The 20,344-nt window shown below is 68.7% G+C and carries 14 protein-coding genes and 1 pseudogene; 6 read left to right on the top strand and 9 right to left on the bottom strand.

What is annotated here, in order from left to right; all coding sequences use genetic code 11:
* Positions 1-111: 111 nt before the first annotated feature.
* Genes QHF83_RS25940 through QHF83_RS25930 form a run of 3 tightly spaced genes read right to left on the bottom strand, consistent with a single transcriptional unit; the run spans position 112 to position 5,736 of the window.
* A complete protein-coding gene (locus tag QHF83_RS25940; RefSeq protein WP_282420621.1) occupies positions 112-1,347 on the bottom strand; it encodes a PEGA domain-containing protein in 1,236 nt (411 codons plus the stop codon).
* Entirely contained in the window at positions 1,344-4,115 is a 2,772-nt protein-coding gene (locus QHF83_RS25935) for a VCBS repeat-containing protein (RefSeq protein ID WP_282420620.1), read from the bottom strand. The genes QHF83_RS25940 and QHF83_RS25935 overlap by 4 nt, the downstream gene beginning before the upstream one ends.
* Positions 4,096-5,736 (bottom strand): serine/threonine-protein kinase, encoded by a 1,641-nt coding sequence (locus QHF83_RS25930; protein WP_282420619.1) that lies wholly within the window; start codon positions 5,734-5,736, stop codon positions 4,096-4,098. The genes QHF83_RS25935 and QHF83_RS25930 overlap by 20 nt, the downstream gene beginning before the upstream one ends.
* A gap of 107 nt (positions 5,737-5,843) precedes the next feature.
* Here QHF83_RS25930 and QHF83_RS25925 point away from each other — a divergent pair, with 107 nt between their 5' ends.
* Entirely contained in the window at positions 5,844-7,070 is a 1,227-nt protein-coding gene (locus tag QHF83_RS25925) for a methyltransferase (RefSeq protein ID WP_282420618.1), read from the top strand.
* Between the two features lie 4 nt (positions 7,071-7,074).
* Here QHF83_RS25925 and QHF83_RS25920 read toward each other — a convergent pair whose 3' ends face one another.
* Positions 7,075-8,523, bottom strand: coding sequence for a hypothetical protein (locus tag QHF83_RS25920; protein ID WP_282420617.1), 1,449 nt, complete (start codon positions 8,521-8,523; stop codon positions 7,075-7,077).
* Positions 8,524-8,614: 91 nt separating this feature from the next.
* Here QHF83_RS25920 and QHF83_RS25915 point away from each other — a divergent pair, with 91 nt between their 5' ends.
* Entirely contained in the window at positions 8,615-9,268 is a 654-nt protein-coding gene (locus tag QHF83_RS25915) for a CoA pyrophosphatase (RefSeq protein WP_282420616.1), read from the top strand.
* A 59-nt stretch (positions 9,269-9,327) separates the two neighbouring features.
* On the top strand, positions 9,328-10,782 hold the full coding sequence (locus tag QHF83_RS25910; RefSeq protein ID WP_282420615.1) for a hypothetical protein: 1,455 nt from the start codon (positions 9,328-9,330) through the stop codon (positions 10,780-10,782).
* A gap of 1 nt (position 10,783) precedes the next feature.
* Here the strand turns inward: QHF83_RS25910 and QHF83_RS25905 are convergent, their stop codons facing one another.
* Positions 10,784-11,566 (bottom strand): SDR family NAD(P)-dependent oxidoreductase, encoded by a 783-nt coding sequence (locus tag QHF83_RS25905; protein WP_282420614.1) that lies wholly within the window; start codon positions 11,564-11,566, stop codon positions 10,784-10,786.
* Between the two features lie 141 nt (positions 11,567-11,707).
* Here QHF83_RS25905 and QHF83_RS25900 point away from each other — a divergent pair, with 141 nt between their 5' ends.
* Positions 11,708-13,351, top strand: a complete 1,644-nt coding sequence (locus QHF83_RS25900) for an AMP-binding protein (RefSeq protein WP_282420613.1) — start codon at positions 11,708-11,710, stop codon at positions 13,349-13,351.
* A gap of 10 nt (positions 13,352-13,361) precedes the next feature.
* Here QHF83_RS25900 and QHF83_RS25895 read toward each other — a convergent pair whose 3' ends face one another.
* Entirely contained in the window at positions 13,362-15,227 is a 1,866-nt protein-coding gene (locus QHF83_RS25895; RefSeq protein ID WP_282420612.1) for a serine/threonine-protein kinase, read from the bottom strand.
* A 48-nt stretch (positions 15,228-15,275) separates the two neighbouring features.
* Entirely contained in the window at positions 15,276-15,959 is a 684-nt protein-coding gene (locus QHF83_RS25890) for a thioredoxin family protein (protein ID WP_282420611.1), read from the bottom strand.
* A 197-nt stretch (positions 15,960-16,156) separates the two neighbouring features.
* Here QHF83_RS25890 and QHF83_RS25885 point away from each other — a divergent pair, with 197 nt between their 5' ends.
* Positions 16,157-17,851, top strand: coding sequence for a mechanosensitive ion channel domain-containing protein (locus tag QHF83_RS25885; protein ID WP_282420610.1), 1,695 nt, complete (start codon positions 16,157-16,159; stop codon positions 17,849-17,851).
* A 37-nt stretch (positions 17,852-17,888) separates the two neighbouring features.
* On the opposite strand, the gene QHF83_RS25880 is transcribed toward QHF83_RS25885, so the two are convergent.
* Entirely contained in the window at positions 17,889-18,344 is a 456-nt protein-coding gene (locus QHF83_RS25880; RefSeq protein WP_282420609.1) for a hypothetical protein, read from the bottom strand.
* A 242-nt stretch (positions 18,345-18,586) separates the two neighbouring features.
* On the opposite strand from QHF83_RS25880, the gene QHF83_RS25875 reads away from it, so the two are divergent.
* A complete protein-coding gene (locus QHF83_RS25875; protein WP_282420608.1) occupies positions 18,587-19,138 on the top strand; it encodes a hypothetical protein in 552 nt (183 codons plus the stop codon).
* Here the strand turns inward: QHF83_RS25875 and QHF83_RS25870 are convergent.
* A pseudogene (locus tag QHF83_RS25870) lies at positions 19,139-20,313 on the bottom strand (zinc-dependent alcohol dehydrogenase).
* Between the last annotated feature and the right edge of the window lie 31 nt (positions 20,314-20,344).

Below are 20,344 nucleotides of genomic sequence, written 5' to 3'. Positions count from 1 at the left end.
TCGTCCGGGCTTTGCCCGGACGAGAGGGGGACGCGAGGCGTCCCCCTCGGGACGAAAGAAGCCGAGAACATCGAGCGGTTGTCAAACCGCTCGATGTTCTCGGCGGGCGAATCAGAACCGGGCGCCGAAGGAGAGGCCCACGACGCCGGGGCCGACCGCGGGCACGACCGCGATCTCGCGCAGGCGCGAGGGATCCGGGCCTTTGGGCTTCTTGTCATCCTTCTTGCGCGGGGGGGCGAGCCGGGGTTCGTCGAAGTAATACAGGAGGAACGCGAGGGCCCCCATGCCCGCGGCGACGTTGAGCGCCACGGTCGCGCCGTTGCGAAGCGTCGTCTGCGCGTCCCGATAGTCGAGGTAATCGTCGAGCTCGGTCTCGCTGATCGTGCCGTTGTTGCGGATATCGTTGATCTCCTTCGCCTTCTCGCCGGCCCTCGCGGCGATGAAGGCCATGACGACGCCGCCGGCGACGAAGGTCGCTCCCCCGCCGATGAGGACGAACGAGGTGATCCGTTGCCGCGTGCGATCGAGCGCGGCCTTCACGTCCTCCGACTTTCCACGGCCGAGATCGAGCTCCGTGGTGAACGTGTTGAATCCGTTCAAGCTCACGCTGAGGGTCCGGACGCCCGCCTCGATCTGAAGCGGCGCCTGGAGCGGCAGGGCGCCCTTGGGCAAACCGTCCACCGTGACCGAGGCGCCCGCCGGGCCCGTGATCGACACCAAAGCCGGCATCTCGCGCAAGGGAACGTCGAGCGCCGTCATCTGGCCTTGCTTGGCCGGCACCTCGCGCTCCTCGGGGAAATATCCGGGCGCCTGCACCACGACCTTGTGTTTGCCCGGCGTGACGTCGATCGCCTCGAGCGAGCGCGGCGGGCCGCCGTCGATCGAAATGGTCGCGTCCTCGACCTGCGTCGTGATGGAGATCTGGGTCGAGGGCGCCTCCTCGGGCGCGGGCGTGCTCTGCACCTCGGGAGGCAAGCGCGAGAGGATCGCTTCGATGTCCTTGATGGCCGCGTCCGCCTCGCCACGCCGCTTGCCCGTCGTGTCCGTGGCCAGGTACCGGCGATAATAATCCACGGCCTGTCGCAGGTTCTGCGGCTTGCCGTCATTGCCGTATTGCTTGCGGTAGGCCTGCGCGATCGAGAAGAGCAGGCCGGGGCGCGTCGTGAGCGCGTACGCCTGCTCGAAGGCGCGGACGGCGTTCGCGTAATTGCCCTTCTCGTACTCGCGGGCGCCGGTCTCGAAATAGGCGCGTGCCTCGGGGGAATCGACCTCCGAAGGGCCCGCGAGCGAGAGCCCCGCCCCGGTCGAGAGCGCGAGCATCACGAGCGCCGCGAAAAAACGCCTCATCGGGCGGCCTCCTTGCCGAGGAAGAGGAGGAGCCTGGGGCCCTCGGCGACGAGCAGATCATCGACGCCGTCGCTGTTCGCGTCGATCGCGAGCAGCGCCTGGCCGCCCGGGAGTCGGGCGAACGGATTGTCGTCCTCCGGGAGCTTGAATACGCGTTTCCCGTCCTGGTCCTTGCCCAGGTCGAGCACGTAGAGCCCTCGCTGCGTGAGAACGACGAGCTCCCGGGCCGCGTCCCCGTCGATGTTCAGAAATGCGATGTCGGCAATCCCCTGGATGAGGTCGTCGCTGGAGGTATTGCCATCCGTGGACGTGTCGGGGTCTTCGAGGAGCTCTTGGGGGATCGTGATGACCGTCGGTGGCCGCTTCCCGTCGAGCGTCTCCGTGCCCGTGCCGTCGTTCCAGTAGACGGCGACCGCGCTCCGGGGCCGGGCGTCTTTCATCGGGCCCACCGTGTTCGCCAGGAGGACGACGTCGCGCCGCCCATTGCCGTCGACATCGACGACGACCGCCGGCGCGTCGAACGGATCGGGGTTTGGCAGGACGAGGTCCTCGAGCACGCTCGAGATGTCACCCAGCTTGGGAGACGCCTCGAAACCCGTCTTCGGGTCGTAATCGGCGACCCAGAGGCCGCGACCCCCGGTCTCCGCCTTGAGGAAGACCCCGAGCGCGTCGCGATTCTGGCTGTAATTCACCGGCGCGAGCAGTATGTTGCCCTTGCCCGTATCCAGCTCTTCGAGGACCCGCAGGGACGAGCCGTCTTGACGACACCCCGCGAGCCAGACCGCGCTGTCTGTCGCGGCCGCGATGGTCGCCCGGGTCCCCTGCGCGGATTCTCCCGGGCCCCCTTGCATATTGCAGGCTTCGACGCCGAAGCGGGACACGATGATCTGCGTCGGTGCACTGGCCGTGACCGGCATCGTGCCCGGCGGCGCGCCATCCGACGTGCCCTTGATGGTCAGCGGAGCGAGGAGCCGTCGCCCGACGTTGCCCTCGATGATCGTGAAAGGCTTCGGCATGCCTTGCGCCCCTCCCGAGTCCCCGGCGGCGGCGGAGAGGACCACGAGATCGTCGAGGAGATCGGGGGCACCGATGGCGTTCGTCCCTTTCACGCGGCCGGTGGCGATGTGCTCGAGGCTCCGATAAAAACCGAGGGAGAAGGGCGCCTCGGGCGCGGCGAGCGGGCGGCCGAAGAGGACGATGAGCTCGCTCGCGGGCGTCATCATTTCGTTGCCAGGCGAAGGCGGCGGAGCATACCGGAGCACGGCGTCGTCCACGGAGTCACCGTCGAAATCGCCGAGGGCGAGCTCGCCGACGAGCTCTTCCACCGGGACGGTGAACGTATTGAGCTCGCCCCCTGGGACGCTGCTCCACACGTCGAGGAGGGTCTGCGCCGAGCGCGACGCGAGGACGTCCGGGAGCCCGTTGCCATTGAAATCGCCGATGATGGCGTGTGCCCAGCTCACGCTGGACGGAGAGATGCAGCTCTTCTTGATCGCTTCTTTTTTATAGTACGGATTGTAGAGCACGCCGCGCGCGTCGACGACGTCGAGCGCTCGATTGCCGTCGAGATGACCGACCGCGAGCGGCGGCCCGGCGAGGACGCGGCCGCCGCACTGGCCCGGCTCGACGACGAGCGGCAAAAGGGGGCTATCGTCCCCCGGGTTCACGGCCTCCATGAACTTGCCCGTGTCGTCGTTCGCGAAGAAGTGGAGACGCTCCGCGGCCCCGACGAGCAGGTCGTCGTCGCCGTCGTCGTCCGCGTCCGCGAAGAATGCTCCGGCCCAGGCCGCGCCGCCGAGGGGCAGCGGTATCACGGTATGCTTCGGCTCCTCCGCGAGCTGGCCGGATTCGCCGCAGGAGAGGAGGACCACCTGCGAGGGCGTCGATGCGAGTTCGAAGGCGACGACCGGGCATTTCGAGCCGCTCTTCGTGTTTTCGGAGACGGCGACAGCGCCGACCAGCGTCCCCGACAAGACCAGCTCCTGCATCCCGCCCACCTTCTTGTGGACGGGCTCGGCGTTGCCGTTGACGGTGATCGTCTCGAGGTGGGTTTGTCCCTCCTTCGTGATGAACGCGAGCAGCGTGTTTTCGGTGCCGATCCGGCCGAGGGGGACGAGCCGCGTGCCGCCGCTCTCCAGCTCCCCCGAATGGTAACTCCACGGCTTGAGCGTGCGGTTGTCCTGCCCCGAAAGGACGCCGAGCGCGTCGCCGAGGTTCAGGACGAGATCCGAGGTGCCGTCCCCGTCGATATCGCCCACCCCGGGCAAACGGCGCTCGTTCGGCACCGTGAGCGAGCGATCGATGAGGCCGTTCGTCCCGAAAAACAGGATGTCGAGCGAGTTGTCGCCGAGCGCCACGGCGTCCTGCCGGCCGTCGCCGTCGAAATCGCCGGAGAGGAAGCGCCGCACGCCGCCGCCCCCGATCGAGAGCGGCGGCGTGGAGAGCCCGCCGGGCTTGCGGCACGTGCCGTCGATCCCGCAGCCGAAATCGGCCGGACATACCACGGTCGGATCATCGGCGAGGTTGCAGACGTAGCGGCAGGTGGCGCCGCAGAGGTTCGGGGGCACGGTCGTGAGACCGTTGACCGCCTCCTCGCCGGGGACGAGGTTTCCGTCGCAATCCTCGCCCGTTTCGAGGACGCGGTTGCCGCATTCGTTCTTGTCGACGTTTTCGAGGCTCTCGCAGCTCACCACCGCCGCGGCCCCGAGGAACGCGGCGAGGCCGAGCAGCGCCGCGCGCCGCCGGAAGCTAATACTCGAGTTCGCCACGATTCTTCACCGTCTTCGCCGTCCCGCCCGGTCGCGGCTGGGAGGTCAGCTTCTCCTTCTCCAGCGTGATCGGGATCAGGATGTTGTGGTTGGGCTCGACGGAGACCGTTTTCGATTGATGTCCCTTCGCCGAGAACGTGAGCTCGACCGGCGCATCACCGCGCGGAATCTTGAACGGGCCTGGCGCCACGCCGAGCTTGCGTTCGCCGAGGTGGACCTCGACGTTCTCCGGGGTCGCCTGCACGCGGAGCTCGATGTCGAGCGGCACGTCCGGCACGACCGTGGGCTCCGGCGCGGCCGTTTTCTCCGGGGGGAGCGCGGGGAGCGTCGGCGGCGGTGGGGGAGGCGGCGGCGGGTGCGCGGCGACGGCGTCCGGCCCGCCGCGCGAGAAATGAAGCGTCGCCGCGACGGTCCCCGCGACGAGGAGGCCCGCGCCGAGGGCCACGACAAGGACCTTGGACCTTCGGCTCGGCATGGCGTCCGGCGTCGACCGGAGCGTCGCTTTGGGCTGATCCCCCGACGAACCCGTGGTCGCCGGCGCCGCTTCCGGCTGCATCATCGTCGTCGCCTGCCCGAAAACGGCTTGCTGGGCGGGCGTCAACGCCGCGGGCGTGTCGATGTGCGGGAGCTTTTCGCTGGAGCGCGTGGCGACGGAGGGCACTTCGATCCCCGCCGCGCGCGCGGCGTCGACGACCGCGTCGATCGCGGCCGTCACCGAGGCCGGGCGCTCGGTCGGATCCTTCGCGAGCATCCGCAAGACGGGCGCGTCGAGTCCGGTCGGGATGTCCGGACAAACCGACGAAAGGGCCGGCGGGGCGGATTGGACCTGCTGCATGAGCACGTCCATCACGTCGTCGCCCATGAACGGCGGCCCGCCCGTGAGCACGGCGTGGGTCATCACGCCGAACGAATAGATGTCCGTCCGGTGGTCGACCTGCTTGCCGCGGCATTGCTCGGGCGACATGTAGAGCGGCGTGCCCATGGGCGTGCCCGTGCGCGTCTTGTGGCCCTGCGATTCGCCGAGGAGCTTGGCGATGCCGAAATCGAGGAGCTTGGGGAAGACCGAGCCGTCCTCGTCGAAGACCAGGTAGACGTTCTCCGGCTTGAGATCGCGGTGGGCGATGCCGGCGGCGTGCGCGGCGTCGAGGGCACGGGCGATCTGGCGCAGGATGGGCAATGCTTCGGAGGGGCGGAGGCGGCCGCGCTGGCGGAGGTACCCTTCGAGGGTCATGCCCTCGAGCAGCTCCATGATGTAATACTGCCGCCCGTCGTCGAGCTTGCCGAACGAGAAGATGTCGATGATGCCGCGGTGGCGGATCTGGTTGACCGCGCGGGCCTCGGCGACGAACCGCGAGACCATCACCGGGTTGTGCGAGTATTGCGGGTTCAGGACCTTGATCGCCGCGGATTTGCCGATGACCGGGTGGACCGCGGCGTACACCGCGCCGAACCCGCCCTCGCCGATCTTGCGTTCGATGCGATATTCCCCGACGATCCGGCCGGCCTCGAGCTGGAGGGCCGCGGCCGGGATCGCGTCGTCCGGGACGAGAGACGTGCCGTCGGCGGGGCAGGTGGCGACGTCGCCCGAGTAGGTGGCAAGGCAAGTAGGACAGGTGGCCATGCGGCGCTCGGCGGGAGCCTACACCACGCAGGGGCGCGAGTAGAAGCCCGAAGGCACGAAACGTACAGCTTGACAGAAGGCTTGTGGGGCCGTTCGCTTTGCCGGCCATGGAAGCCGCGCCCCGGTTCGTCTCGGAGAGCCTCGCACGGGCGCTCGCGCTCGTCGCGCCGGCGCTCGACATCCTGCGCGGGCGGCCGGATTCGGCAGAGCCGCCCGCCTTTTGCGAGGCGCGCGGGTTCACCGCGTTCCTCGGCGCGCTCTCCGACGACGAGCTCGCCCGCTGCGAGGCCGAGGGGCTCGCGGCGCGCTTGCCCATGCTCCGAGGCGCGCCGCCGTCGCTCGTGGAGCTCGGGCGCTCGGCGCTCGAGGTTTCGGCGCTGCCCGCGCGGCTCGCGCAAAGCCCGGGGACGCGGCTCGATCGGCCTCGATCGGTCTCCGAGCGCAAGACGCGGCAGCTCGAAGCGCTGCTCGACGCGGTCGAGCCCATGGCGCAGAGGGCGCGGCGAATCGTGGACATCGGCGCGGGGCGGGGGCACTTCACGCGCCTCGCGGCGGAGATGTTCGATCGCGACGCGGTGGGGATCGAGCGCGAGCCGCGGCGCGTGGAGGCGGCGTCGATCCTCGGGCGAGGCTCGCGCGCGAGGTTCGTCGTGCTCGACGCGCTCCGCGATCCGATCCTGCTTTCGCCCGACGATCTCGCGGTCGGGCTGCATGCGTGCGGGTCGCTCGGCGATCGGTTGGTGCTCGAAGCATCGAGGGCGCCGTGCGACGTGGCGCTCGTGTCGTGTTGCCTGCAGAAGATCGACGGGCCCGCGCGAGAGCCGCTCTCCGCGGCGGCGCGAGCGGCCGGGCTCGTGCTCCCGCGCGAGGCGCTCGGGCTTTCGAACCTGACGACGCGGCTCGTGGGCGTGGAGGCGAGCCTCGCGGAGATGCTCGATGCGCGGAAAAACAGGCACGCGCTCGCGCGGCTGCTCAGGGCGCGCGGCGTTGCGATCTCGCCGGGCGAGGAGATGCGTGGCATCAACCGGCGGAGGGCGCGCGAAGGGCTCGCGGAGCTCTCGGCGCGGGCGCTCGCGCTCCGGGGGCTCGCGCCGGCGACCGAGGCGGAGATCCATGAGCACGAGGCGGAAGCGGCGATCGAGTTCGGCCGGATCCGGCGCTGGACGCTGCCGCGCGCGATGCTCGCGCGTCCGCTGGAAATCGCGGTCGTGCTGGACCGGGCGGCGGCGCTCGAAGAGCGAGGGTATACGGCGCGGGTCGCGGAGGTGTTCGACGCGGACGCGACTCCGCGAAACCTCGCGATTCTCGGCGAGGCGCCGCGGGGCCAGGAATGACGTTTTACTTTGGCGGCGGGAGCACGCACGTGCCGTTCGGGGTGCAGACGAGCGGCGGGCAGCAATCTTTGTCCGTGCTGCAGGGGCCGCACGTTCCGCCGGGGCCGCAGGCGGGCGTCGGGTTCACGCAATCGTGGCAATCGGTGCACGCGCTGTCCGGCGGCTGGCAGCCGGCGATCGTGATGATCGCTTCGTCGTAATGGACCTTGAACTGGTGCGCCGTGGCGATGCTCTTCGCGAACACGGCGCCGTAGATCTCGAGCGCGTTGCTCGCCTGGAGCGCCGCGTTCGGCATGTAGAGGTTCGCCCCGAGCACGAGCTCGCCCGCGAGCGCCACCTGCGCGCCGCCGATGTACACACGCGTGGCCGCGGGGCGCGTGATCGCGCCGATCGCGGCCTGGTTCGTCAGGGCCACGTTGCCCTTCACGAAGAGATCGAGCTCGGCCGCGTCGGTGAGGTCGATCGTGAGCTTGCCGGCGACCGCGATGTCGCCGTCGATCGCGAGCACCGTGCGGCCCGTGAGGTGCACGGTGACGGTGCTGTCGGACTTGATGCCCGAGAGGAAATACCGGCCGCAAGGCAGGGTGATCTCGGTGGGCATGCTGGGATTCGCCACGAGCACGTCCGCGGCGACGCCATTCTCGTCGTTGTCGTTCGTCCCGCCGAACGCCTGGACGATGCCGGCGACGTCGACGGGATCGTCGCAGTTGCAGGGCGTCTCGATGTCGACCGGGCCCACGACCGAGCCGCCGAGCGCGTTTACCTTCGACGTGTTGTCGGCGAGCGGCGTGAAGAGCTTGCCCTGGATCGTGAGCTCCTTGTTGCTGCTGTTCACGACGCCCCCGATCGTCGCGTTGCTCTGGGCGAGGGCCACGTGCGAGATCGTGGCATTGCCGCCGCATTGCAGCTCCTGCACGACGTCGTGCTGGTTCGTCGTGCTCATCGAGCCCTTCACGAGCAGCGCGCCCTTGATGCTCGTCGCGGCCTGCGCGCTGTAATTGCCATTGACGCCGATCGAGCCGCCCGCGAGCGGCTTGTTCGGGTCGATCGAGGAGAACGAGTCGGTCACGATGGTGTTGTTCGCGTCGAAGCCCGTGCAGGAGCAGGCGGCGAAGAGGAAGGTCTTCTTGCCGATGTCGCCCGTGCATTCGCCGGAGTTCGGGATCGGGATCGCGCCCTTGCCCATGCAGAAATCCTCGAGCCCCGCGTCGAGCGGATTTCCGCCGGCGCCCGAGGACGACGACGGCGCGCCGCCCGCGCCTGCCGCGCCGCCGGATCCGACGGAGCCCACGAATTCGCCGCCCACGCCCGCGCCGGCTTGGCCACCCGAGCCGGCCGCGCCCGAACCCGAAGCCGCGCCTGTGCCCCCCGCGCCGCTCGATCCGCACGCAGCTGCGAGGACCGTGGGCACCCCGACCAGGGCGAGGAGAGAAAAAAGCGTTTTGTGTCCCATCATGACCGGATACCACGATGGGGACTCGGGGCGTCAAGCCCTTCCCTTGACGTCTCCCGCGCGCGCCGCTAGCCATGTGAGGGGAAACGCCGTGTCCACCTCGTATGATCTCGCCGCCGTCGCTGCCCGACTCGCTATGCTCGATCTCGTGTCCGAGGCCGTGACGACGGAGCGACAAGCGGCCGTCGCGGCGATCCTACGTGCCCCGCGGTCCACGCTCGGGGGCTCCGCTCCGGCAAGCGGAGCTGCGCCCCCGAACCCCCAGGGTCACGAGGCCGAGGTCCTTTTGATCCGCCGCTCCGAGCGGCAGGGCGATCCGTGGTCGGGGCAGATGGCCTTCCCGGGCGGGCGGCGGGAGCCGGCGGATCCGAGCCTTTATTACACGGCCCTGCGCGAGACGGAGGAGGAAATCGGGCTCGATCTCGCGCAGCACGGCCGCTTTTTGGCGCGGCTCGCGGACGTGCCCGCCGTGGCCCGGGCGCGGCGCGTCGGAATGACCATCACGCCGTTCGTGTTCGCCCTCGACGAGCCCGAGCCGCCGCCGTTTCAGCTGAGCGCCGAGGTGGCCGAGGTGATATGGGCGCCGATCGCCCCGATGGCGCGTGGCCAGAGCGCGGCGCGATACGCCTACAATCACGAAGGGAATGTGCTCGACATGCCGGCGTTCGCCGTCGAGCAACGAATCGTGTGGGGATTGACGTACCGCATGCTCGAAATGCTCTTCGAGGTCCTCGGCGGGGCTTGACAGGCGCCTGTCATTCTGGTGCCGTGTTCGCCTTCCTTTTCACGCGAGGTGGATGCGTCATGAGGGCATTGCGCGGGTCGTTCGTCGGGGCCATGTTCGTCGGAATCGTGCACGCCGCGGCGGGCTGCGGCGGGCCGGACGAGCCTCCCGGCGCGGGCGGGGGAGGGGCCGGCGGAGGCGGCGGATCCGGCGGATCCGGCGGCGATCCCATCACGTGCTCCTTCGAGGTGGCCTCGCACGACGTGGGATGCCCCGCGGGGAACTGCCCCATCACGGCGGACATCGAGGTGCGCTGCACCGAGCGCGAATTCGGCGCGGCCGGCGTGCGCGTCGCGCCGGGGCCCACGGGCACGTTCCTCGGCACGTCGAGCCACGAGGGGACCTATCTCTTCGAGATCACGCCTTCGGGAGGCAGCCGGTTCGAGGAATTCCCGATGCGGCTCGACGCGACGGCGATGGTGCTCGCGCAGGGGCCGGCCGGCGAGGTGTACGCCGTCGGCGACGAGACGACGATCGACGGGAGCACGTCGCCCGTCGGATACCCGAACGGCCTCGTGCTCGTGCGCCCGGAGGGGAGCGGGTTCGTGAAAGAGACGGTCGCCGACAGGGACGATCGTTACGTGCCGGTCCACGATTTCGAGATCGATCCGACGGGCATCGCGTACGTGTGGTACGCGAGCGAGCCGCCGAGCGGAGTCTCGCTCGCGAGGCGTACGGTGGACGGGAGTTTTTCGTCCTCGCCCGTGCAGACCGTCGGCGAGGGGAGTCGATTCACGATCGACGCCTCGGGCGCGCCCGTCTCGCTCGGGTTCATTCCGAACGGCTCCTTTTACGATCTCGCATACGGTGATCCGCCGGAGGTCCTGACCGGGGTCTCCGTGCCCTCGGTCATCACGAAATACCGCACGACACAGGCCCCGGCGAGCGCGCTCGGCGCGGGCGTCGAGCCGTTCGTCGCCGTCATCCAGCACGACGTCGGCCTGCACGTGGTGTGGCCCGAGGGCCAGGCGTCCGACGAGATCGAGATCCCGGACACGAACGTCCCGCCTTACGTTTGTCCGCCCACCACCGATTACGATTCACAAAACGGAACCTGCCCGGCCCCTTGCCACGAGACCGCGACCGGCATCGAGAACGGGGCCTTCGGGATCACGCGGACCGCGGACGGCAAGGTCTGGCTCGCCTGGATCGTGAGCCACCTCGATTACATGCGCGTCTACCAGAAGCAATGCTTCGACGAGGAGTCGATGTGCATCTGCGGCGGCGTGGTCGAGGACGTGAAGACGAAGAACGAGCTCGTGATCGCGCGATACGAGCCCGGAAATCTCCTCGTCGACCCCCTGTTCACGCTCCCGATCGACGCGCCGTCGACCTACAATCTTTACTCGGACCTGTGGACGGACGTGCGCTTGCTCGACATCCGGGCGTTCGGGGCCGAGGTCGCCGTGGGCGTGCGGCTCGAAGACGAAAAAGGGATCAAGGTGCGGGTGCTCAGAATCCTGAACACGCCCTGAATCAGGCCGTATACCCGCCGTCGACCACGATCTCCGCGCCCGTCACGTACGAGCTCTCGTCCGAAGCGCACATCAAAATGGCCGCCGCGACCTCCCGCGGCGCGGCGAACCGCGCGAACGGCGAGGTCTTCGCGAGCGCCGTGTACGCGTCCCGCACGTCGCCGAGCTCCTTCACGAGCGCCTGGAAAAACGGCTGCTTCTCCCACATCGGCGTCTCCACGCCCGCCGGCAGCACGGCGTTCACCCGGACCCGGTGCGGCGCGCCTTCGAGCGCGGCCACCTTCGTCAGCATCACGACGGCGGCCTTGCTCGCGCAATACGCGCCCGCGCCCGCGCTCGCTTTTTTGCCCGAGGCGCTCGCCACGTTGACGATGCTGCCCCCGCCCGCGCCGCGCATCACCCGGATCCCCCGCTGCGTACCGAGGAAAACGCTGTCGAGGTTCACCGCGACCACGCGCCGGAAATCGGCGAGCGTGCTGTCGGCGAGCGGGGCGCTCGACGCGATGCCCGCGTTGTTCACCAGGATATCGATCCGGCCCCAGCCCGCGAGCACGCGGTCGATCACCGACTCCCAGTCCGCCTCGTCCGTCGCGTCGAGCTCCAGGGCGAGCGCCTGGCCGCCGCGCGTCGCGATGCGCGTGGCCGCTGCCTCCGCCGCGGCGACGTCGATATCGGTGACCACCACGCGCGCGCCCTCCTCCGCGAAGAGCTCCGCCGTCGCCTGCCCGATGCCCGACCCCGCGCCCGTCACGAGCGCCACCTTGCCTGCGATGCGTCCTGCCATGGTGCCCCCACCCATCATCCGCGGGCCCGTGTGCCCCGTCAACCGTCGAGCATCGCTGAAACTCGCGGAATACGCCCCGGACGTCCGTCCTCGTTCGTTTCATCTCCCGGGCGCGGCCGCGTCGTGCCACGATGCTGCGCCATGACGGCCGTTCTCTCCTACACCCACGGCACGAGCGCGACGCCGCTGCTCGGCGAGACCATCGGGGAAAATCTGCGTCGCACGGCGACGCGATACCCGGAGCGCGAGGCCCTCGTCGTCCGCTCGCAAGGCGTGCGGATGACGTACGGCGAGCTCTGGGAGGCCACGACGCGCGTCGCGCGGGGGCTCGTGGCGTTCGGCGTGAAGCGGGGCGATCGCGTGGGGCTCTGGTCGCCGAACCGGTTCGAATGGGTCGTCCTGCAGTACGCGGCGGCGCGCGTCGGCGCCATTCTGGTGAACGTCAATCCCGCGTACAAGACGGCGGAGCTCGAATACGCATTGCGGAAATCCGGCGTCTCGGTGCTGTTCGCGGCGCGGCGGTTCCGGACGACGAGTTACGTGGAGATGATCGCGGAGGTTCGCCCGCGCCTCTCGGAGCTCCGGCTCGTCCTGATCGTCGACGACGACTGGAAGATGATCGTGGAGGCGGGCGGGCACGTGAGCGACGACGCGCTCGCCGAGCGCGAGGCCGAGCTCTCGTTCGACGACCCGATCAACATCCAGTACACCTCGGGCACGACGGGTTTTCCCAAGGGCGCGACGCTCTCGCACCACAACGTGCTGAACAACGGGTTTTTCGTGGGCGAGGCCCTCGGCTACGGCCCCGACGACCGGGTCTGCATTCCCGTGCCGTTTTACCATTGCTTCGGCATGGTCATGGGAAACCTCGCGTGCACGTCGCACGGGTCCACGATGGTGATCCCGGGCGAGGCCTTCGACCCGCTCGCGGTGCTCGAGGCGGTCGAGGCCGAGAGGTGTACCTCGCTCTACGGCGTGCCGACGATGTTCATCGCGGAGCTCGATCACCCGCGATTCAAGGAGTTCGACCTGCGCTCGCTCCGCACGGGGATCATGGCGGGATCGCCGTGCCCGGTGGAGGTGATGCGGCGCGTGGTCTCGCAGATGCACATGCGGGAGGTCACGATCTGCTACGGGATGACCGAGACCTCGCCCGTCTCCACGCAAAGCGCGACGAACGATCCCGAGGACAAACGCGTCGGCACCGTGGGCCGCGTGCACCCGCACGTGGAGGTGAAGATCGTCGATCCGAAGACGGGCAGGGTCCTGCCGCGCGGCGTCGCCGGCGAGCTCTGCACGCGCGGCTACAGCGTGATGCTCGGCTACTGGGACGACGAGGAGGCCACGCGCACGTCGATCGACGCCGGCCGATGGATGCATACCGGCGACCTCGCGACGATCGACGCGGAGGGCTACGTGAACATCGTCGGCCGCATCAAGGACATGATCATCCGCGGCGGCGAGAACGTATATCCGCGCGAGATCGAGGAGTTCTTGCACCTGCATCCGCGCGTCGGCGAGGCGCAGGTGATCGGGGTGCCGAGCGCGAAATACGGCGAGGAGATCATGGCCTGGGTCCGGCCGAAGCCGGGCGAGGCGCTGGCGGAGGCCGAGCTCGTCGAATTTTGCAAAGGCAAGATCGCGACCTTCAAGATTCCGCGTTACTGGAAGATCGTGGATGAATTCCCCATGACGGTGACGGGGAAGGTGCAAAAGTTCCGGATGCGCGAGCTTTCGGTGGGCGAGCTCGGGCTCGAGCTCGCGTCGCGCATCGAGACCGCCTGAGCCGTGGAAATCAGCCCCCGAGTTTTGCCCGGAGCTTCGTGATCGCGTCCTTCAGCTCCGCGTCCTCGCGATAACAACACGGATCCCGCTTGGCCGAGCAGGGAACGTCCTTCACGATCAAGAGCTCCTCGAGGGCGCGCCCGTCGCCCTCCTCGGCCGCGCGCGAAAAGAGCGCGCGCTTGTCGGGACAAGCAGATTTGCGGAGCTCGTACGCGACACGCAGCGCGGGCGTGGCGCGTTCCAGGATGCCCGGCTTTCCGAGGATGTCCTGGGCCCGACGGCTCGCCTTCGAGCCGCCGCGGGTCCGCACCACGTGGAAGAGGACATCGAGGCCGCCGCTGCCGAGCTCGTTCTCGAGCGCGTCGAAGACCTGATCCGACTCGGCAAAGCTCGTCTCGAAGCCGATCCCCGCGACGACCGCGGCCACGTCGCCGCGAAGCTCGGAGCCGGTGAGGCGCGCAGGATCGAGCTTGGCGAGCGCGAGGAACGCCTTGGCCCCCGGCCGCCATTCTTTGCGAGAGGCCGCCCGCCGGAGCCGCTCGGCCCATTCCGTCGCGTCCGCGCCTTCGATATCGGTCGGCGCGCTCGCAGGGGCCGTCGTCGGGCTCGGCGCGGGCGCCGCGCTCGCCGTGGGGGCCGAGGCCTCCGTCGTTTCGGACCCTCCGCGGAGGAGGACCACGACGAGGAGGAGCACCGCGACCGCCGAGAGGCCCGCGGCAATCAAGATGAGCGAGCGTTTGTCGAGGCGCTTCGGCGCGGGGGAAGCGGCCTGCGTGGGCGCGGCCTCGGGCGCGTTTTTGATCTCGCTCCCCAGCGCCTTTTCCAGCTCCTTCTCGGGCGCCGCGGCCGCCTCGTCGAGCGCCGCGAGCACCTCGTTCGCCGAGGCGAACCGCCGATCGGGCTCCCGCGCGAGGAGCCGCAGCACGAGGGCGTCGATCCGCGGCGGCACCTTGATCTCCGGCGCGCGCTCCCGCATCGACGGCGGATCCTCGCTGCGGATCTTTCTCAGGTGCAGCCCCGGATCCTTCTCCTCGAACGGGCGTTTGCCCGTGAGCATCTCGTACATCACGACGCCGAGCGCATACAGATCCGAGCGCGCGTCGACGCCCTCCATGCCACGCGCCGCCTCGGGCGCCATGTACGCGAACGTCCCCATGACCATGCCGACGCCCGTCAGCGCCGGGCTCGGCTTCGCATTGCGACCCTGATCCGAGAGCAGCTCGACGCGCACCTTGGCGAGGCCGAAATCGAGCAGTTTGACCGTGCCCTTCGCGTCGACGAGGATGTTCTGGGGCTTGACGTCGCGATGCACGATGCTCTTCTCGTGCACCGCCCCGAGGGCCATTGTGATCTGCCGGCTGATGGAGAGCACCCGATCGAGGGGCATCGGGCCCTGTTCGATGAGGTCCTTCAGCGACGTTCCCTCGACGTATTCCAGGACCAAGAACTGCGAGCCGTCGTCGAGCTTGCCGAAGTCGGTGGCCGCGACGACGTTCGGATGGCTCACGTGCGCGCCCGCGATGGCCTCGCGCTCGAACCGGACCGAGAGCTCGATCATCCGCGCCATGTCCGGCCGGAGGACCTTGATGGCGACGCGCTTGCGCAGGTGCACCTGCTCGCCGCGGTAGACCGCCCCCATGCCGCCGTGCCCGATGAGCTCGTGCACGACGTACCGATCCGAGATGAGCTTCCCCACGAGCGAGGCGAGCTCGTCCTGAAGCAGCGAGCCTTGCCCGCGCTCCTCCAGCGCCGAGGACGAGATCAGCATGGCGCTCGGCTCGCCGCCCGCGGCCGCCGCCTGCTCTGCGCGCGGCACCGTGACGGCGTCGTCGATGGCGGAAGGGGAAGGCCCGTCCGGCGGCGTGGACTTCGACATGCCGCCGAGACTACCCGAGGTCGTGCGGTCCAGACAATGGCGGGGGGCTTACGAGCCGTACTTGACGCTGCAACCGTAAGCGCGGGTGTCGGGCGTGCGCACCGGCTTACCGGCGGCGAGGTCTTCGAGGGCCGCGTCGACGTAGTTCACGAGCTTGCCGTCCTTCGGCGACTCGCCCTCGCCGTCGGGCGAGTTGTCGATGGCCCCGCGGTAGACGAGCGTGCCCTGCGCGTCGATCACGAACATGTGCGGGGTGTTCGTCGCGCCGTACTGGTGTCCGACCTTGCCCGTCTCGTCCGCGAGCACGGGGTTTTCCATGCCAAACGCTTTCCGCCCCTCGGCGACGCGCTCCGGGCCGTGGCCTTGCTTGCCCGGCGCGCCCGAGTTGATCCCGAGCCAGACGACGCCTTTCTCGACGGCGCGCTTGGAGTATCCCTTGAGCGAGCCCTTCGTGTGCGAAGCCTTGACGAACGGGCACTCGGGGTTGAACCACTCGAGGACCACGATCTTGCCGCGGTAGTCGGCGAGGTGGTGGGTCTTGCCCTCGTAGTCGGTGAGCGTGAAATCGGGGGCGGGCTTGCCGACCTCGGCGCCCGCCGCCGGTTTGTCCGAGGCCGCCGCGGCCGCGGAGGTTTTTCCTTCCGGGGCCTTCGCCTCCGGCGCCGGGGCAGGAGCTTCCTTGTTGCAGGCGAGGAGGAGGAGCGGAAGGAGCAGGAGGTGCCGTAGGGTCATGCGGGGCATCTTTCCACGCCCGCGCGGGGTGGCAAGGATGTCTGCGGGGGTTCACCCGTGGGCCGTTCTTTTTCCCGGGGCCTCGTGTAGAGTGGCGTGGGGGGGATGCCCCCTCCAGCGCGCCGTGCTGACAATCACCCGTCGATCGGTAGGTATCGCGCCCCAGCGAAGCAGCACGACGTCACGAGGTAGATGACATGCCGTTGCCCCGTTTTTCTTTCGACACGGTCTCGAACAACGTCGCGTTGACCGTCGTCGCCACCACGATCCTGCTCCTCGCGCCGCTCGCCTTGACCGTGTTCTTGCGGTGGGTCGTGCGGCAGGCCACGCAGTCGGTTCGCTCGAAGACCGTCGAGAGCGCCGCCGAGCAGGTGCAGAAGTCGCTGCGCCTCGTGGCGACGGTCCTATCGCTGCTCGTCGTGGTGGCGGGCTGCGCGACGCTCGCCATTGCCATCATCCGGGATATCGATCTTCACCCGTGGGCGAACCGGCTCGTCGAATACGCGAGCGTCCGAACGGGCCAGGATTTGCTCCGTGGCGTCGGGATCGTCGTCGCGATCGGCGTCGGCTGGCTCGCCCTCCGTGTCTTCTTCAAGTCGCTGCTCGACCGCCTCGAAGCGCGGCTCCGCGCCGTCGCGGCCCTCCAGAGCCAGAAAGAGGAAATCACGCTCTTTCGAGAGAGGGCCGGCGGCCTCGGGAACGTCGCGTTCCTCTATGGTCTGCACCGCCTCGGCAGCGCTTCGCTCGGCCTGCCGTCGAGCGTCCATTGGTTGCTCGACACGATTCTCTACGTCCTGCTCGTCGTGTGCGTCGCGCGGGCGGCCTCGGTGCTCGGCGTCCTGAGCCTCGAAGGGCTCGACCACGTCGGCGCCGCGCGCCTCGAAAAATCGGCGTTCAGCGTCTATTACGTGAGCATCCGCAAGCTGTCGCCGCTGGCGAAGCGGATCCTGGAGGCCATCATCCACCTCGCAGCGGCGACCCTCGTCGTTCGGCAGTTCCAGACGCTCGAGGCCTTCGCGCCTTATGGCCCTCGCATCATCCGGCTCCTCGGGACCTTCTTCGCGGCCCGCGTGCTGGCCGAGCTCGTGCGCGTGCTCCTCGTCGAGGCGTTCGCCGGGAAAAAAAGCGCCGAGGACGAGACCGCGAAGCACCGCGTGACGCTGGTGTATCTGCTCCAGAGCGTCGTCACCTACGTGATTTATTTCGGCGCGGGCCTGCTCATGATGGATCAGGTCGGGATCGACACGAAGCCGTTCCTGGCCGGCGCCGGCATCGTGGGCCTGGCGGTGGGGCTCGGGGCCCAGAAGCTCGTCAACGACATGGTGAGCGGCTTCTTCATCCTGTTCGAGGGGCACTTGCTCAAAGGCGATTACGTGCGGATCGGCGACTGCGAAGGCGTCGTCGACTCGGTCCAGCTCCGGGTTACCATGATCCGGGACGGCTTTGGGCGAATGTTCACGTTCCGGAATGGCGACATCGGCACGATCATCAATTTCTCACGCGAGTACGTTCACGCCGTGGTGGACATCGTCGTCGGCCTCGACGCGAACCTGAACGAGGTGTTCGACGCGTTGAAAGAGGCGGGCAAGCGCCTCGAGGAGGCGCACCGGAGTCGCGTGCTCGACAAGCTGGTCGTTCGAGGCGTGACGCAGATCGCGCAGAGCGGCATCGTGGTTCGTGTCGCCGTCAAGCTCACCGCGGGCGATCCGGATCCGATTCCGCGGATCCTGCGCAAGTTCATCAAGGAGGTCTTCGACGAGCGCGGTATCGAGCTCGCCAACGCGACCCAGCTCGCCGTCGTCCTGACGAAGGAGGGCGTCGAGCATGGTCGAGCGGCAGGGAGTTCGCGCGGAGCGGGGAGCGAATTCCTTGCGCTGCCGCCTGCGCCGTGACGGACGGGGCGCGGCGCGCCGTGCCACGTTTGCCGTTTCAGGTTCCGGTGGGCAAGAGAGCGCTGCCGCGCACCGAATTGGCGGGGCGATGGGAGGCGAGCCACGCGCGGGCCTCCGCCTCGGTCGGGGTGAACGTCACCGGGAAGGAGAAACGGCTCGGCAGGATGTGGGCGCCCGCGGTGAGGACCATCGACATCGCGATGCGGATGGGGAACGAGGCGCCGAAAATGGCGCCGGCGCGGACCGGAATGAGGTCGCCTCCGCCCCGCAAGAAGACCTGCCGCACGCGATCGCCCGAGGTCTGATACCGCGAGACGTCGAGCCTCGAGAGCAGGGGGCCATGCTTCCGGCCGAGCTCGTAGATCCGGCCGATGATCCCCTCGGCCTCTTCGACGGTGAGCGGGCCGTCGAGCACGGTGCAGACCTCGTCCGGGGCCTCGAAACGCAGGCGGTGCGATCCGAACCGCTCTTCGAATGACGACGATGTGCTCATGACGCAACTCCCGGCACGACCGACTCCGCGATCCTCTTTGCAACGACCGATCCAGCCGGCTTCGCTCGCCGGAACCGAATCTTTTCATGGAGTTGTGGCGTGGGAATCGGCGTGACCATCCTTGCAGCGGGGAAAAAGGCGGCCGCGGCCTTGCGAGGATGCAATGCCACGATGATGCGTCGCGTCGTCCTGGGCGACGGAAAGATGACAGGCGGGGTGAGGCCGTTTTAGAGGTACGTCCCATGCGAACGGTCTCTTGGTTGGGCTTCGGGTTCCTTTGCCTCGTCGGGTCGGCCTGCGGCGCGAAGGTCGTCGTGGATGCGGAGGGCGGCAGCGGCGGTTCGCCGCCGTGTACGCCCGGCGAGGTGGCGGAGTCTTGTTACACGGGCCCGCCGAGCACGAACGGCGTGGGGATCTGCCACGCCGGCGTCCGGGTCTGTACGGAGAGCGGCACGCCCGGCGCGTGTGAGGGCGAGGTGTTGCCCTCCGCCGAGATCTGCGACAATGGGCTCGACGAGGATTGTAATGGGACCGCGGACGATTTCATGCCCTGCGGCGGTTTCTGCAAGACCTGCTCGAACTTCCTCTCGGACATGCACCCCGAGCTTCCCTTTTGCCCCGAGTCTCAGTCGCTGCACGACACGCTCCTCGGGTGCTTGTGCGCGGGGCCGTGCGCGACCGTCTGCACCGCGACCCTCTGCGTGGGCAGCGATCCCTCGCAGCCGTGCGTCAATTGCGCGCTCGACCCGAGCGAGGGTTGCAGCGTCGCATTCAATGCTTGTCTCGACGACTGATCAGGCCTCGGGCGTGAAGACGACGCGCATGCAACCGTCACGTTTTTCCTTGAAGGTGTCGTAGGCCTCTTGCCCGTCCGCGAGGCGGGCGCGGTGGGTGATGAGATAACTCGGGTCGAGCTCGCCTTTCCGGATGTGCTCGAGCAGCCGCGGGATGTACCGCTGGCCGTGTTGCGGGCCCATCTTCAGCGTGAGCCCCTTGTTCATCGCGGCGCCCATGGGGAACTTGTCCACGAATCCGCCGTAGACGCCCATGATCGAGACGGTGCCGCCCTTGCGGCATGCGAGGATCGCCTGGCGCAGGACCGTCGGCCGGTCGGTCTCCAGGCGAACGGCCTGCTTGACCCGGTCGTAGGCGTAATCGATGCCCGTCCCGTGCGCCTCCATGCCGACGCAATCGATGCACGCGTCGGGGCCGCGGCCGCCGGTCATCTCGCGGAGGGCCTCGCGCACGTCGACCTGCTCGTAATCGAGGATCTCCGCGCCCGCCCGGTCCCGGGCCATGGCGAGCCGCTCGGGGAAGCGGTCGATCGCGATGACCCGCTCGGCCCCGAGCAAATAGGCGCTGAGAATGGCCATCTGCCCGACGCCGCCGCATCCCCAGACGGCCACGACGTCGCCGCGCTGGATGTTGCAGAGGTCGGCGCCCATGTACCCCGTGGGCAGAGCGTCCGAGGCGAAGACGACACGCTCGTCGGGCAGGCCCTCGGGGACCTCGAAGGCATTCGTGTCGGCGAACGGCACGCGCACGTACGTCGCGTGGCTGCCCGCGAAGCCGCCGAAGGCGTGCGAGTAGCCATAGATGCCCGCGGTCGGGTAGCCGTAGAGTTTGTCGGTGAGCTCGGGTTTCGGGTTCGTGTTGTCGCAGAGCGCATACTGTTCGCTCTGGCAGAAGAAGCAATGGCCGCAGCCGATGATCGAGTCCACGACGACGCGCATGCCGGGGCGGAGCTTTTCACTTCGGTCGCGACCTCGAGGACCTCGCCAATGAACTCGTGGCCGATGATGTCGCCTCGCCGCATCGTGGGTACGTATCCGTCGAGCAGGTGCAGATCCGAGCCGCACACGCTCGACATCGTGACGCGCAGAATGGCGTCGTGGGGGCCGAGGAGCTCGGGGTCGGGGACGGTCTCGACTCCGACGCGGTTCACGCCTTGATAACAGAGCGCCTGCATGATCGTTCTCCCTTCGTCGTTCGTTCGTCCC

This window comes from Polyangium sp. 15x6 (assembly GCF_029960785.1).
GTDB lineage: Bacteria > Myxococcota_A > Polyangia > Polyangiales > Polyangiaceae > Polyangium.
Note: the sequence above shows the minus strand (reverse complement) of the source record. Positions and strands in the feature narration are given on the sequence as shown.